Source organism: Chryseolinea sp. H1M3-3 (assembly GCF_029360725.1).
Classification (GTDB): Bacteria; Bacteroidota; Bacteroidia; order Cytophagales; family Cyclobacteriaceae; genus Chryseolinea.
The window spans coordinates 267,745-282,525 of record NZ_JARKMY010000001.1 but is presented as its reverse complement, the minus strand read 5'-3'; the positions used below and the strand labels follow the sequence as shown (position 1 = coordinate 282,525).

The 14,781-nt window shown below is 41.1% G+C and carries 15 protein-coding genes; 9 read left to right on the top strand and 6 right to left on the bottom strand.

Features of this window, described 5'->3' with window-relative positions; translation table 11 throughout:
• The first annotated feature begins 298 nt into the window (after positions 1 to 298).
• The gene (gene hslU, locus P2W71_RS01145; RefSeq protein WP_276365926.1) at positions 299 to 1,699 is read left to right on the top strand and encodes an ATP-dependent protease ATPase subunit HslU; all 1,401 of its coding nucleotides are present in this window, start codon (positions 299 to 301) and stop codon (positions 1,697 to 1,699) included.
• Between the two features lie 35 nt (positions 1,700 to 1,734).
• Here hslU and P2W71_RS01140 read toward each other — a convergent pair whose 3' ends face one another.
• Complete coding sequence (locus P2W71_RS01140) at positions 1,735 to 2,235, bottom strand: histidine phosphatase family protein (protein WP_276365924.1); 501 nt, start codon at positions 2,233 to 2,235, stop codon at positions 1,735 to 1,737.
• Positions 2,236 to 2,319: 84 nt separating this feature from the next.
• Here P2W71_RS01140 and P2W71_RS01135 point away from each other — a divergent pair, with 84 nt between their 5' ends.
• Positions 2,320 to 3,240: a lysophospholipid acyltransferase family protein gene (locus tag P2W71_RS01135; protein ID WP_276365922.1), complete on the top strand. Its 921-nt coding sequence runs from the start codon at positions 2,320 to 2,322 to the stop codon at positions 3,238 to 3,240.
• A 33-nt stretch (positions 3,241 to 3,273) separates the two neighbouring features.
• Here P2W71_RS01135 and P2W71_RS01130 read toward each other — a convergent pair whose 3' ends face one another.
• Positions 3,274 to 3,642, bottom strand: coding sequence for a DMT family protein (locus P2W71_RS01130; protein ID WP_276365920.1), 369 nt, complete (start codon positions 3,640 to 3,642; stop codon positions 3,274 to 3,276).
• 73 nt (positions 3,643 to 3,715) lie between these two features.
• Positions 3,716 to 5,398: an energy-dependent translational throttle protein EttA gene (ettA, locus tag P2W71_RS01125; RefSeq protein ID WP_276365917.1), complete on the bottom strand. Its 1,683-nt coding sequence runs from the start codon at positions 5,396 to 5,398 to the stop codon at positions 3,716 to 3,718.
• Positions 5,399 to 5,675: 277 nt separating this feature from the next.
• Between ettA and P2W71_RS01120 the strand changes: the two genes are divergently transcribed.
• Positions 5,676 to 5,897 (top strand): DUF2795 domain-containing protein, encoded by a 222-nt coding sequence (locus P2W71_RS01120; RefSeq protein ID WP_039751840.1) that lies wholly within the window; start codon positions 5,676 to 5,678, stop codon positions 5,895 to 5,897.
• Between the two features lie 62 nt (positions 5,898 to 5,959).
• Here P2W71_RS01120 and P2W71_RS01115 read toward each other — a convergent pair whose 3' ends face one another.
• A complete protein-coding gene (locus P2W71_RS01115) occupies positions 5,960 to 6,640 on the bottom strand; it encodes a 2-C-methyl-D-erythritol 4-phosphate cytidylyltransferase (RefSeq protein ID WP_276365915.1) in 681 nt (226 codons plus the stop codon).
• Positions 6,641 to 6,754: 114 nt separating this feature from the next.
• Between P2W71_RS01115 and P2W71_RS01110 the strand changes: the two genes are divergently transcribed.
• Positions 6,755 to 6,913, top strand: a complete 159-nt coding sequence (locus tag P2W71_RS01110) for a hypothetical protein (protein WP_276365913.1) — start codon at positions 6,755 to 6,757, stop codon at positions 6,911 to 6,913.
• A gap of 22 nt (positions 6,914 to 6,935) precedes the next feature.
• On the opposite strand, the gene queA is transcribed toward P2W71_RS01110, so the two are convergent.
• Entirely contained in the window at positions 6,936 to 7,982 is a 1,047-nt protein-coding gene (gene queA, locus P2W71_RS01105) for a tRNA preQ1(34) S-adenosylmethionine ribosyltransferase-isomerase QueA (protein ID WP_276365911.1), read from the bottom strand.
• 197 nt (positions 7,983 to 8,179) lie between these two features.
• On the opposite strand from queA, the gene P2W71_RS01100 reads away from it, so the two are divergent.
• Entirely contained in the window at positions 8,180 to 9,445 is a 1,266-nt protein-coding gene (locus P2W71_RS01100) for an ABC transporter permease (RefSeq protein WP_276365908.1), read from the top strand.
• A gap of 58 nt (positions 9,446 to 9,503) precedes the next feature.
• Here the strand turns inward: P2W71_RS01100 and recA are convergent, their stop codons facing one another.
• Positions 9,504 to 10,532 carry a recombinase RecA gene (gene recA / locus P2W71_RS01095; protein WP_276365905.1) on the bottom strand — a complete coding sequence of 343 codons (1,029 nt, stop codon included), beginning with the start codon at positions 10,530 to 10,532 and terminating at the stop codon, positions 9,504 to 9,506.
• 384 nt (positions 10,533 to 10,916) lie between these two features.
• Between recA and P2W71_RS01090 the strand changes: the two genes are divergently transcribed.
• The 4 genes from P2W71_RS01090 (at position 10,917) to P2W71_RS01075 (ending at position 14,716) form a co-directional block, all read left to right on the top strand.
• The gene (locus P2W71_RS01090; protein WP_276365903.1) at positions 10,917 to 11,966 is read left to right on the top strand and encodes an aminopeptidase; all 1,050 of its coding nucleotides are present in this window, start codon (positions 10,917 to 10,919) and stop codon (positions 11,964 to 11,966) included.
• Positions 11,967 to 12,142: 176 nt separating this feature from the next.
• Positions 12,143 to 12,829, top strand: coding sequence for a response regulator transcription factor (locus P2W71_RS01085; protein ID WP_276365900.1), 687 nt, complete (start codon positions 12,143 to 12,145; stop codon positions 12,827 to 12,829).
• A gap of 97 nt (positions 12,830 to 12,926) precedes the next feature.
• Complete coding sequence (locus P2W71_RS01080; RefSeq protein WP_276365898.1) at positions 12,927 to 14,000, top strand: ATP-binding protein; 1,074 nt, start codon at positions 12,927 to 12,929, stop codon at positions 13,998 to 14,000.
• A complete protein-coding gene (locus P2W71_RS01075; RefSeq protein ID WP_276365896.1) occupies positions 13,997 to 14,716 on the top strand; it encodes a pseudouridine synthase in 720 nt (239 codons plus the stop codon). The genes P2W71_RS01080 and P2W71_RS01075 overlap by 4 nt, the downstream gene beginning before the upstream one ends.
• Positions 14,717 to 14,781: the final 65 nt, after the last annotated feature.

Below are 14,781 nucleotides of genomic sequence, written 5' to 3'. Positions count from 1 at the left end.
CTCAGGTGGAGAATTGGAACTATGGTTAAACCAGAGCACATGCCATTGCGTTTCTCTTTAACAGCCCATAATTTTCGGATATGTACGACACTGGAAACACCAACACTGAGATAGGGACGTTAAACAAGATATTGGCATTAGAAAATGCAGGAGGTATCGCCGGAATTTCTTTTGTTTTTTCAGCGAATATAAATACTTCGAATTTGAATTCCGCCGCGGTGCTTATATAGCAACGCGGGGTGATCATTTACGATTTCAAAGAATTTAAAAACATTACTATCAAGAGGATAAAAAAATTATGATTGATTCAAAATATTTGACGCCGAAACAAATTGTTGAGGAACTCGATAAATACATCATCGGTCAATACGAAGCCAAGCGAAATGTAGCCATAGCGTTACGAAACCGCTGGCGAAGAATGCATGTCAAGTCAGATATCCAAGGTGAAATTGTGCCGAACAATATCCTCATGATCGGTGCTACGGGCGTTGGAAAAACTGAAATAGCAAGAAGACTCGCTAAGATAGCAGACGCTCCATTTGTAAAGGTTGAAGCATCCAAATTTACTGAAGTGGGCTATGTAGGCCGTGATGTAGAAAGTATGGTGCGTGACTTGGTCGAACAATCGGTAACGTTGGTTAAGGCAAGCAAAAAAGAAGCTGTGAAAGAAAAGGCCGCACAGGCTGTAGAAGACATTATCCTGGATGCACTGATACCGCCATTGCGTCAGCAGCCTGTGAGGAGTTCCGGTTTTTCGTCTACCGAGGCCACCGATTCAAATATTCCCGAGAGTGACTTGGAATTAAATGAAAGGACGCGAAATCATTTTCGCGACAAAATCCGAAACGGCGAGATGGAAGACCGCAAAATCGATATCAACATCAAAGGAACAGGCGGTGCCAATGTTGGGATGGTAGGCGCTGGTATGATGGACGAGGTCTCCATGATGAATTTACAAGAAATGATAAATGGCATGCTGCCGAAGAAGAGCAAGAAAAGAAAAGTGACAGTATCAGAAGCGCGTAAAATTCTGTTGGAGGAAGAGGCAGCCAAGCTCATTGATATGGATGAAGTAAAAGAGGAAGCCATTCGCAGAGCGGAAGAAGCCGGAATTATTTTTATTGATGAAATCGATAAGATTGCAAGCGGAGGTAAGAAGGGAGGCGGCGGACCCGACGTGAGCCGTGAAGGTGTTCAGCGTGATTTACTTCCCATTGTTGAAGGTAGTTCCGTAAATACGAAGTATGGTGTAATTAAAACCGATCACGTTTTATTTGTAGCCGCCGGCGCATTCCATATTTCAAAACCATCCGATCTCATCCCTGAATTGCAAGGAAGGTTTCCGATCCGGGTAGAGTTAGATAATCTGACGAAAGCAGATTTTATACGAATACTCAAGGAGCCAAAAAATGCTTTAACAAAACAATACTTAGCGTTATTTGAATCAGAGGGGGTTGAAGTATCTTTTACTGATGATGCGATCGACGAAATTGCAAACACAGCTTTTACAATTAACTCAGAGATTGAAAATATAGGAGCGCGCAGATTGCATACCGTTATGAGCAAATTGCTCAATGAATTTCTTTTTGATGTGCCTGATAAAATCTCGAATGCGCACATTGAAGTGACCGCCACGATGGTGAAAGAAAAACTAAGCGGCTTAATTAAAAACAGAGACCTAAGCGAGTTTATTCTTTAAGATATTTAAGATTCTGATTATACCTGAAGCTGTCACTATTCAGCAGCTTTGGGATAATCGTAGAATAATAGTTTCCCGGATTTCCAGTTTACCTCTTTCCATGAATCAACAGGCATAGAAAAGGCAACGACCCCGCAAGTCGGTACATTGTCAATAAATACGTCCGATTCAGCAAGGGCATTTACAAATTCCGTTAGCCCTGGATTGTGCCCGAGGACTAAAATTGTGTCGTGTTTATCATTTATCGTTTGAACTACGGACAGTATGGTTTCTTCATCGGCATGATATAATATCCGATCGGTTTTTATTTTCTCTTTCGGAAAAAGTAAAATTTCGGCCATCTTTTTTGCCGTTGAAAACGCGCGTTTTGCAGGACTAGTCAAAATAAGATCCGGATGAAAATTTTTCTCTTTTAAACGCTTGGCCATGCGCGGTACATCGCGCTTGCCACGCTTGTTTAATCCTCTTTCAAAATCTGGTTGATTGGGGTCTTCCCAACTGGATTTGGCATGACGAACAACATAAAGTGTTTTCATGGATAACTATAATTTTTAAGTGGGGTCAGCAATAGACAGATAAATGTAATTCTAAAAAATCTTAAACGCTTATCTTAGCGGTTCATGTCCAGGACAAAAAAAATACGAAGGAAGATCAGGTACTCGTTTGTTTACCGATTCGTCCAGTTTCTAATCTACATTTCCAACCATATACCACGTGTACGATGGCTTCAATTCTGTGGTTTTTTAGGACGTGTGGCGTACATGTTTGCATCGAAGACACGCAAGCTGGTTGCCCGACATCTGACATGGGCCTTCCATGAAAAAACACCGGACGAAATTCAAAAACTTACCAAAGAAGTGTTTGAGATGTTAGGGAAAAACGCTGGTGAGATGCTGAGAGCAACGCGTGTTAAAACGCTAGCGGATCTTGAGAAGTTTTTGGTAACTGATGGGTTGGAGAATTACGAGCGCGCGATTCAAAAAGGTAAAGGTGTTATATTTTTAACGTGTCATCTGGGCGCATTTGACCTGCAGGTAAGTAATATGGCGTTGCGCGGACTGAACCCCAACATCATTGGGACTCCGTTGAAAGATGAACGGTTAAACGAACTGCTGTGGGATTATCGCAATATGCACGGCGCAATTGCTATTGAAAGAGGTAGAGAAACTTTCCGATTAATAAAGGTATTAAAGTCAGGAGGATCGGTTGCCTTGCTTATAGATCAGGATACAAAAGTTAAAAGCCGCTTTGTGAATTTCTTTGGTAAGCCCGCTGCAACGCCGGTTGGGGCTACGGTATTAGCCATGAAGACTGGTGCAGCGATTGTTCCCACCTATGTGTATCTGGGAAAAGATTGGAAACAGCACATGCATATTTTGCCGGAAATACCGATCGTCAATACGGGTGATGAAGAGGCTGACATGGTATACAATACACAAATACTCACCCATTTTATCGAAGATGTTATTCGGCAACATCCTGCACAATGGGTATGGATGCATGAACGTTGGAAGACGAAGCCCGGAGAAGAAGTTGCCTGATTGTTACACCATATGCGAGCGAGAAATGATAAACTATTTCTTAAAAATGAAATAGACAGCAAGGATCAGAAAAACGAAGCCGATTAAATGATTCCACCGAAATGTTTCGGTCTTGAAGAACACAAGGGAAAAAATCACGAACACAACAAGCGTTATTACTTCCTGAATCACCTTTAACTCTACCAAAGAGAATGGTCCTCCATAATTTTTAAAACCAATTCTGTTTGCAGGTACCTGGATGAGGTATTCAAAGAATGCAATTCCCCAACTAATGAGGATCACTGTAAAAAGTGGCAAGCTTTGTCCCCACTTAAATTCTTTAAATTTCAAGTGACCATACCAGGCCAACGTCATGAAGGTGTTGGATAATATCAGGAGAAGGATTGTATAAACTATCCGCATAGTGATCAAAGATTTAGATATGATCCAGCGCTATCTGTTCAAAAAAGGTCGCGGCCAATCTACAATGCCTTATCTACTTCACAAGTTTTTTATACTTGATCCTATGGGGTTGCTCATCGCCGAGTCGTTTTCTCTTGTTCTCTTCATATTCACTAAACCCGCCTTCAAACCAAAACACTTGCGAATCGCCTTCAAAAGCAAGTATGTGGGTGCAAACACGATCAAGGAACCAGCGATCGTGGGAGATGATAACCGCACATCCAGCAAAATTTTCGAGGGCTTCTTCCAGCGCGCGCATGGTGTTTACATCAAGGTCGTTGGTTGGCTCATCAAGCAATAATAAATTTCCACCTTGCTTTAAGGCAATTGCCAGGTGAACCCGATTACGCATTCCGCCTGAGAGTTCTTTTACTTTTTTCTGCTGATCATTCCCGTTGAAATTGAATTTGCCAACATACATCCTTGAGTTAATCTGCCGTCCGCCAAGTTCCATCAATTCATTCCCATCGGAGATTGCTTGCCATACAGTATCTTCTGGCTTGAGATCATCGTGCTCCTGATCAACATAAGCGATCTTCACCGTTTCTCCAACCGTGAAGGTACCCGCATCTGGCTTCTCTTTCCCGATGATCATTTTAAAGAGCGTAGTCTTTCCTGCACCGTTCGGACCGATAATTCCGACGATACCCGCCGGCGGTAATGAGAACGTTAAATTTTCATACAGCAACTTATCACCATAGGCTTTTGAAACGCCATTGGCTTCAATCACTTTATTGCCTAACCGCGGACCAGGAGGAATGAATAATTCAAGTTTCTCTTCCTTATCGCGTGTCTCCTGGCTTAATAGTTTTTCATAAGCGCTCAAACGAGCTTTTCCTTTTGCTTGTCGGCCTTTGGGGTTCATTCGCACCCATTCCAATTCTCTCGCTAATGCTTTTTGTCGTTTAGATTCTGATTTTTCTTCCTGGGCAAGCCGCTTTTGTTTTTGCTCTAGCCACGACGAGTAATTTCCTTTCCAGGGAATTCCTTCGCCACGATCAAGTTCAAGAATCCAACCTGCAACGTTATCCAGAAAGTAACGATCATGGGTAACAGCGATTACAGTTCCTTTATAGAGTTTTAAATGCTGCTCAAGCCAATAGACTGATTCTGCGTCTAAGTGGTTGGTTGGCTCGTCTAACAAAAGAACATCTGGTTCTTGCAACAATAATCTACACAACGCAACTCTTCTCTTTTCGCCTCCTGATAAGTACTCGACCTTGGCTTCCGGTGGAGGACAGCGTAAGGCATCCATGGCACGTTCCAGTTTATTATCCAGTTCCCAAGCGTTAGCAGCGTCTAGTTTTTCCTGAATCACCCCTTGCTTGGTAATGAGTTTATCCATCGCATCAGGATTTTCCATAATCGCCGGATCGCCGAATTTTTCATTGATGGCTTCAAATTCTTTAAGGAGACTGACCACTTCTTGTACTCCTTCCTCAACAATCTCTTTAACAGTTTTGGATTTGTCGAGTTGAGGTTCTTGCTCAAGCAATCCTACAGAGAAGCTTAGATCTGAAACGACTTCTCCCTGAAATTCTTTATCAACCCCTGCTATAATTCGCAGGAGAGAAGATTTTCCCGACCCATTAAGTCCCAGCACACCGATTTTGGCGCCATAGAAGAATGAGAGGTAAATATTTTTTAATACCTGTTTACTTGGCGGGTAAATTTTGTTGACCCCTGCCATGGAGAAGATAATTTTTTCGTCTGCCATTTGAAATTGGTTGATCTGTTACGGATAAAGGCTGTGAGAATGAACATTCAAAAGTGTTATTTCATTCTACACTATTAATAACCTGGAATTCGGCCGCAAATATGGACAAAAATTTATTTGCAGATGTAACCTTCACGCGTTTTAAGCAGTTACATTTTTTCCAAGACCCAGATTAAATTTCATGCTTTTGACGTTGATAAAATGAACAAAGGAAATAAAGTTTGTTTTGATCAATTAAATTCTATTTTTGCGAAAAATTAAAGGAGGACTAAAGTATATGTATTGGACCCTTGAACTTGCTTCTTATCTAGAAGATGCGCCTTGGCCGGCTACAAAAGATGAGTTAATTGATTATTCTATTCGCTCAGGTGCCCCTTTAGAAGTTGTGGAAAACCTCCAGGAACTGGAAGACGATGGACAGCCTTATGAGAGCATTGAAGAAATATGGCCTGACTATCCTACCAAGGAAGATTTCTTCTTTAACGAAGACGAGTATTAATCCATTCAAAGAAAATTGAATACAAGAGCTGACGCCGTCAGCTTTTGATTTTTATTTACAGCTTACTGATGCCTGGCTTTCATCAGTGCATCAGCTACAATCAAGTCCTCCGCTGTCGTTATCTTGATATTCTCATAACTTCCCTCAAAAATTGAAATTACGTGGCCAGCCTTCTCTACCACACTGGCATCATCAGTCAAGGTCGCTTCTTCCTTTGACTCGTACGCGTCCTTGATAACAGAGACTTTAAACGTTTGTGGTGTTTGAATTATTCTGAATTTTGAGCGATCAACGGCCTGCGTACCATCGTCGTTAATCATGCGAATGGATTCTTTCAAAGGCACGGCAGCAACAGCTGATTGATGAATTGCAGCAAACTGAAATGATGCGGCGATAATTGATTCACTCACCAAAGGCCGTACACCGTCATGAATAGCCACTAACCCGTCGCCCTGAATTTTTTTTAACCCATTCCTTACGGACTGAAAACGTGTCTCTCCCCCGGCCACAAGTGTCACCGGGTGGGTAAAATCATGTTGATTGCAAAGAGACTTCCAGGTCTCTATATCACCTTCGGGCAACACAAGGATTACCTCGATATCTTTTGAGTAGCGACAAAAGGCAAAAATTGTATGCATGAGAACAGGAAGCCCATCTAACAATAAAAATTGTTTAGGTGTCTTGCTTTTTAGACGTGTTCCTTTCCCGCCTGCAACGATAAGCGCATATTCTTTAGAATTCATAGATTTACTAAAATACTCAAAACTATGGTGGTGCTGCGATTTCTCTTGATGGTATTCAACGTAGCAGTAGTTACTTTTTTGATTTACAGACTGCTTATAATAGCCAAACAGCCTATGGATAAATCGAAAAAAATTTTGATTGTCGTTGGTGGGGTTATGTTGCTGCTTGCCCCATTAGGAATGTTCGCAGGAATTTTTGCTCCTACTTTTCAATACTTCATTGTGTATCCTGTTGCTATTTCGCTCTTTCTCTACCTTACAAAACAATTGTAGCACGGCAACCCTCTAGTTATACCTAGATGATTAACATGGCATCTCCGTAAGTCAGGAATTTATATTTTTCTTTCTTTGCAACCGAGTAGGCTTCCATCGCGAGGTCATATCCTGCGAATGCAGCAGCCATCATCAGCAAAGTAGATTCGGGCATGTGGAAGTTCGTTACCATGGCGTTGCAAATCTTGAAGTCGTAAGGCGGAAAAATAAATTTGTCCGTCCAACCTTCCCGTGCTTTTAATCGGTTTGTAGCAGACACTGCTGATTCCAGTGCACGCATTGTAGTAGTACCTATGGCACAAACACGATTCTTATTGTCTAACGCTCTATTTACTAAGGCGACAGCTTCAGGGCTAACTATAAAATTTTCAGAATCCATTTTGTGTTTCGTCAAATCTTCGACGTCAACAGGTCGGAATGTTCCAAGTCCTATATGAAGTGTGATGTAGGCCATATCTACACCTTTTATTTGGAGACGTTTTAATAACTGCCGGGTAAAATGCAACCCTGCTGTGGGTGCTGAAACTGCTCCTTTATTTTTTGCGAAGATGGTTTGAAACCGTTCTTTATCTTCTACTTTGACTTTTCGCTTGATATACTTCGGTAATGGTGTTTCCCCCAGGGTTTCAACCACTTTATCAAAAGCAGCAGAATCTCCATCGAATAAAAACCGGATGGTCCTTCCACGCGATGTCGTGTTATCTATTACCTCTGCCACAAGATCTCCATTACCAAAATAAAGCTTGTTACCTACTCTAATTTTACGGGCAGGATCAACCAACACATCCCAAAGATGCATCTCCGCATTTAACTCACGCAGCAGGAAGACTTCAATCTTTGCTCCCGTTTTTTCTTTACGTCCATACAGGCGTGCAGGAAATACCATGGTATCATTCCCTACCATAACATCGCCATCTCCGAAATAATCGACGATATCTTTGAAGATCTTATGCTCAATCTTTCCGGTGTCTTTGTGGACTACCATCAAACGTGATTCATCCCGGTTTTCAGCAGGATCAAGAGCAATTAAATTATTCGGAAGGTCAAATTTGAATTCTGATAACTTCATATTCGTTTACGCAAAGAATGCCCAATAAAGGGTAATTTTTTAAGAGGTTGCAAAAATAAGGCAATATTTGACTTTTGCGACAAAACGGCGTGGGTTTTTCAATCCTGTAACAAAAAGTGGGTTTTTAGGTCTTATAAAGTAATTTCCAGAAAAAAAGTTCTACTAACCTATTTAAAACAAACGCGTTTAAAAGTTTCATGAAGACCTTAAGCCAGATTTACGAGAGTTTCCGCTTTGCCTGGAAAGCCTTAAAATCTAATGTGCTGCGGACTATTCTTTCATTGCTGGGAGTAACTGTGGGAATATTCGCTATCATATCCGTACTCACGATGGTGGACTCACTCGAAAAGAATATTAAAGACAGTCTCGACTTTCTGGGCACGGGAGTGATTTATATTGAGAAGTGGCCGTTCACGGCAGACAACAATGGGGAATATCGCTGGTGGGATTTTTGGCAACGACCCAATGCATCATATAATGAATATAAATTTTTACAAGCTACTTTAAACAATCAGAATGGCATTGCAATTTTTGCCGGTAAAGGAAATTCTACTATCAAGCGAGATAACAATAGCATCGGCCAAATTCGTCTTACAGGAGGAAGCCAGGGGTACGATGTGGTATTTGAGGTGAATATTGAAAAAGGCAGATACTTTACTTCAGAAGAGATAGAGTCTGGAAGAAATGTTGCATTAATAGGGTACGAAGTGGCGCAAGCGCTCTTTCCTAACGATGAGGATCCTGTTGGGAAAACGATTAAGATCAAAGATCTCAAGTATGTTGTCATCGGTGTCATTAAAAAAGAAGGCCAGAGTTTCATGGGTACGCCCAGCAATGACTACAACACTGTAATTCCCTATCAATCCTTTAGAAGATTATATCAGACAGGTACAGGGCAACCTTTTGAAATAACATCACGCATCGGGGTGAAGGGTCATGAGGCAGATGTAGGATTGGTAGAATTAGAAAACGAAGTGCGTGGAATACTTCGTGCACGACGAGGATTGAGGCCAACAGAAAAAGACAACTTTGTTTTGAACAGGCCAGAAGCTATCGCAAATGTTATCAGTGGTGCGTTTGATGTTGTAGGATTAGCAGGCTGGATTATTGGAGGCTTTTCCATCTTGGTGGGAGGATTTGGAATCGCCAATATCATGTTTGTTTCTGTCAAAGAAAGAACCGCCATCATTGGTTTACAAAAATCACTGGGAGCAAAGAACTACTTCATCTTATTTCAATTTTTATTTGAAGCAATTTTCTTAAGTCTTATCGGTGGGTTGGCAGGTTTGTTTTTGGTTTACCTGATAACTTTTATTCCTATGGGAAGTCTGGTCGTGACGTTAACGATTAAAAATATTGTCTTAGGATTAGGCGTATCTTCTGTTATCGGCTTGGTGTCGGGAATTGTACCCGCTGCTTTGGCTGCTCGACTTGATCCCGTAATTGCTATACGTGCTACTTAATTTGAAATAATTAAAACTTTCCGGAAGCTTTTTAAACTTCCGGAAAGTCTGCATAGTACTACGCTTTTTCTTCGAGAACAGCTTTTGCTTCGTCTGTTGAAATTTTCTCTTTAATTTTTCTTTCCAGTTCTTCCATCAGCTCAGGATTATCTTCGATCAGTTGTTTAACAGCATCGCGACCCTGGCCTAATTTGTTTCCGCCATAGGAGAACCATGATCCGGATTTTTGAACCACATTCAATTCAACGCCTAAATCGATAATTTCTCCGGCTTTAGAAATTCCTCTTCCATACATGATATCGAATTCAACAACTTTGAAAGGAGGTGCTACTTTGTTTTTCACCACTTTAACTTTCACGCGATTGCCCGTAATATCATCGGCCGCTTCTTTGATTTGGCCAATTCTTCTTATGTCCAAACGTACTGAAGCATAAAACTTCAAAGCATTACCACCTGTAGTGGTTTCAGGGTTTCCGAACATAACACCAATTTTTTCGCGGAGCTGATTGATGAATATACAAGCACAACCAGTCTTGTTAATGGTACCTGTAAGTTTTCGCAGGGCCTGAGACATGAGCCTTGCTTGAAGACCCATTTTACTTTCTCCCATTTCACCTTCCAATTCGCTTTTTGGAACCAAAGCAGCAACGGAGTCGATAACAATGATGTCAATAGCACCCGAACGAATGAGGTGATCTGCAATTTCCAAAGCTTGTTCTCCGTTGTCGGGCTGAGAAATCAAAAGGTTTTCGGTATCTATCCCAAGTTTTTCAGCGTATAATTTGTCAAAAGCATGTTCGGCATCGATGAAAGCCGCAAGGCCACCTTTCTTTTGAGCTTCGGCAATGCAATGCATGGTTAAAGTGGTTTTTCCGGAAGACTCAGGGCCGTATATTTCGGTTACTCTTCCACGGGGGATTCCTCCGATACCCAACGCCAGATCAAGTCCTAATGACCCTGTTGAAATTGCAGGTACATCCATTACTTTTTCATCGCTGAGTTTCATTACGGTTCCCTTTCCGTAAGTCTTTTCGAGTTTATCAAGGGTTAGTTGAAGTGCCTTGAGTTTTTCTTTAGCATCGCTCATATGTGTTTTCGTTTTTTTTGTTACTCGTTAAAAACCGTTTGATAGGAAAAGTGGTAGGATGAATCCGCTAAAATTTTTTATACCTACTGCTAACTGTCAACGGTTTGTGAGGTTGAAATTAATACTTCACTAGTAATTTTAAAATGTGTTGTTGTAAGATAATCCTGACAAAAAATCAATTTTATTGCTTTATTGCTTTAGCATCACTTGTCTAAATAAATTGCATTCAAGTAGTTGGCACCCCTCGAAATGAGTATGACAACGAGTGTCACAGAATTTTTCACGTAGAAACTATTTTTAAACTAACCTTCGCGTACATGGAATGTGCAGTTATGACATCACCTCAAGAAATGTTTAATGCAATAGAATTTCGTTTCTGAAAATATGAAGATGGGTATCAGGCGTGTAATCAAACGGCTATCAATAGCCTTATTAACGGCTTTGCTTATAGTGGGTCTTATCTATTGGGAATTGATCATCTATGGTTTCCAGCAGGGTTATGGTCAACTGAATATCATCTGGAACGCCAGGCCTGTGGAGGAATACTTGCGAGACCCATCTTTCCCCGACTCATTGAAATCAAGACTTGAACTGATCACGGAAATCCGGAAGTACGCAATTGATTCATTAGGTTTAAAGGATACCGAAAATTATAAAACACTGTACGATCAACAAGGTAAGGAAGTGATGTGGGTAGTATTGGCGAGTCAGCCATTCAAACTGGAATCAAAGCTGTGGGAATTTCCTATTGTTGGATCTGTTCCTTATAAAGGTTTTTTCAAAAAGGAGCGGGCAGAAAAATTAAAGCAGGAGTTGGAGAACGAAGGGTGGGATGCAATGATTCGAAATCCCGGCGGATGGTCAACCCTTGGTTGGTTTACCGATCCTATTCTCAGCAAAATGCTCATGAGAAGTGAAGGAGATCTGGCCAACTTAATTATTCATGAAATGTCTCATGCAACCATTTTCGTTAAAGACAGTGTTGAGCTCAATGAAAACCTTGCTACGTTTATTGGTGATCGCGGTGCCGAACAATTTCTGATCTATAAATACGGCGCCGACTCTGAGGAATACACCACCTATCTGAAAGAAGACGAAGATTACCTAAAGTATGTTAACCACATGTTACGGGGTGCAAAACTGTTAGACAGTCTATATAATGAAATGAAAGAGACCGACCCGTTGCCTTATAAAAAGACGTTGAAGGAAAAGCTGATTCGTAACATTGTGGAGGCAACAGACACCTTATCGCTGGCGTTAACCCGGCATCCCTCATCCAGATTTAAAAAACACCTCCCAAACAATGCTTATTTTTTGAGTTATCGTCAATATCAGGCTAAACAGACTGTATTCGGAGAAGAATGGAAAATGAGGTTTGGAAGCGATCTCAGGGGCTATATAAGCTATATGAGTAAAAAGTATCCCTTTCTTTAAGCAAAAAGCTTGAATTGGGCTTAGCATGGACACCATGGAGCTAACATGGAGCTATCATGGAGCTAACATGGAGAAAGGATGAGTCCATTTTCCGGGTCATTAAGGAATTGTTAATAAAGCGTTGTCCATTTTTAAAACCCTCAATTCCGGCGTATTTTTGTGTAAAGAATTAAACTATGGGTAACAAGCCAATGCACAAAGTGCTTGTCGTTGACGATGAAGAGCCAATCCTCGAACTTCTTAAATACAATCTTGAAAAAAACGGCTACGAAGTAAAGACTGCGCTGGATGGTGCAAAGGCCGTAGACATTGCAAAGAGATTTATACCTGATCTCGTGCTGTTGGATATCATGATGCCAAAAATGGATGGGGTAGAAACCTGCAGGCAACTGCGTGATTTACCTGAATTGCAAAAGATGTTTGTTGTTTTTCTTACCGCCAGATCGGAAGAATACTCCGAAGTGGCTGCCTTTGATATTGGTGCCGATGATTATATCACGAAACCCATTAAACCACGGGCTTTAATGAGTCGAATCAGTGCGCTGTTCAGGCGAGATTCAAAGAAGACGTCACCATCCAACATCATTACCATTGGAGACCTTACCATCGACAGAACGAGCTATACGATTTCTGTAAAGGGCAAAGAAATAAATCTTCCCAAGAAGGAATTTGAATTGCTTTATTTTCTAGCGCAAAATCCAAATAAGGTATTTAGCCGCGAGGACCTTCTTCAAAATATTTGGGGTACCGACGTGTATGTATTAGCGCGCACGGTTGATGTGCATATTCGAAAAGTCAGAGAGAAGATTGGAGAAGATTATATAACAACTGTAAAAGGCGTTGGGTACAAATTTACGCAGTAAGCTTGTGGCTTGAATTTATCGTTCATTTTTTACGTCAAATCGACGTCAAGTCTGTTCTGATGACGGTTAACTCACAACGGATAACTATCTTTCCGGCATGGTTTATAGTTCACGCGGATTAGCGCTTTTGCTTGCAGTCTGCATTGCACTTATTACTTCTTTATTTTTATCACTTGTCAAAAGTGTTGACTTAAGCGCATTAACCGTTGCTTTTTTTATAAGCTTTTCAATTTCTTATTTACTCATCTTTGTTGTGCTTGAATTTTTGATTTTCCGCGAAATCAATAAGATTCATAAGCTGGTAAATAAGCTGAAGAAGAAGGAACTTGCTAATCTCGACAAGCAAAAGCCGGCACTCAATCCGCTAAAAACTATCAACGACGAAATATATTCTTTTGCAGATCTTAAGCAGAAAGAAATTGACGAATTAAAAAAAATGGAAGCGTTTCGGCGCGAATTTATTGCCGATGTTTCACACGAACTGAAAACACCAATTTTTGCAGCGCAAGGGTTTGTGCATACTTTGCTAGATGGCGCCGTGAATGATAAAACCGTACGCATAAAATTTTTAAAGAAAGCGGCAAAGAGCCTGGATGGACTGGATGTCCTTGTTCAGGATCTTCTTACGTTATCACAAATTGAAACGGGCCAGATTAAAATGCACTTCGAAAATATTGATTTGAATAAGTTAACGGAGGAGGTATTCGAACAATTTGAAGATAAGGCCGACAAAAAAGATGTGTCGCTTCGCATAGAGCGTTCCTCACAAAACGTTAGCGCATGGGCAGACTGGCAAAGGATAAGCCAGGTGATGACAAATCTTATTTCGAATGCTATTAAGCATTCCGAAGATGGCTCCGAAGTAATTGTATCTTTTGATATCAGTAAAAAATACGTAACCACTTCAGTGAAGGACTTTGGAGAAGGTATTCCCTACGATCAGCAATCGAGAATTTTCGAACGCTTTTACCGGGTGGATAAAAGCCGAAGTCGTGAAAAAGGTGGAACTGGCCTGGGGCTGGCCATCGTTAAACATATATTGGAAGGGCACAATACAAAGGCTGATGTAGAAAGCCTTCCTGGGAAAGGTTCAACTTTTAGTTTTAGATTGCCACGTGTGAAACCGGAAATGAGCGATTCGCCAGACACCATTAAGACGGAAAAAAATTGAAACATTTTAAAATAAATTTTGCTGACATCATTCTCTTCGAGGATGATAATTATATTCTCGTAAACAAACCTCCCTTTTTATCAACGCTGGAGGATCGAAATGAAAAGGTAAACCTTTTGCGCCTAGCCAGAACGTATTGTGCAGATGCGCAGGTATGTCATCGGTTAGACAAAGATACGTCAGGTGTTTTAGCGATTGCCAAAAATCCGGAAGCTTATCGTCACCTGAGTATTCAATTTGAAAAACGCCAAGTGACAAAATTGTATCATGCCGTGGTTGACGAGATACATCAATTCAATGATACTATGGTTGATCAGCCGATACTGAAGCAAGACGATGGCATCGCAAAAATCAGTAAGCGCGAGGGTAGGCCTGCCGTTACATACTTTACCTCTATTAAGTCTTACCGTCATCATACGCTACTGTCGTGCAGACCCATAACGGGAAGGATGCATCAAATCCGACTCCACCTTTCTTATTTAGGAGCACCTATTACAGGAGATGAACTGTATGGTGGAAAGCCGTTTTTCCTTTCACAGGTCAAAAGAAACTTTAACCTGAAGAAAGATACGGAAGAGCAACCTGTCATGAAAAGAATGGCATTGCATGCGTTTTCGCTAGAATTTAGCGACTTGGCAGGCACCACCAAGACAATTGAAGCACCCTATCCAAAAGATTTTCAGGTACTAATTAAGCAATTAGATATGAACGAATGAGGGACTGCTTTTATAAGCTGTGCCGTGAGTGGGGAAAATGGGTAGAATGAATCATGAGAGCCGGA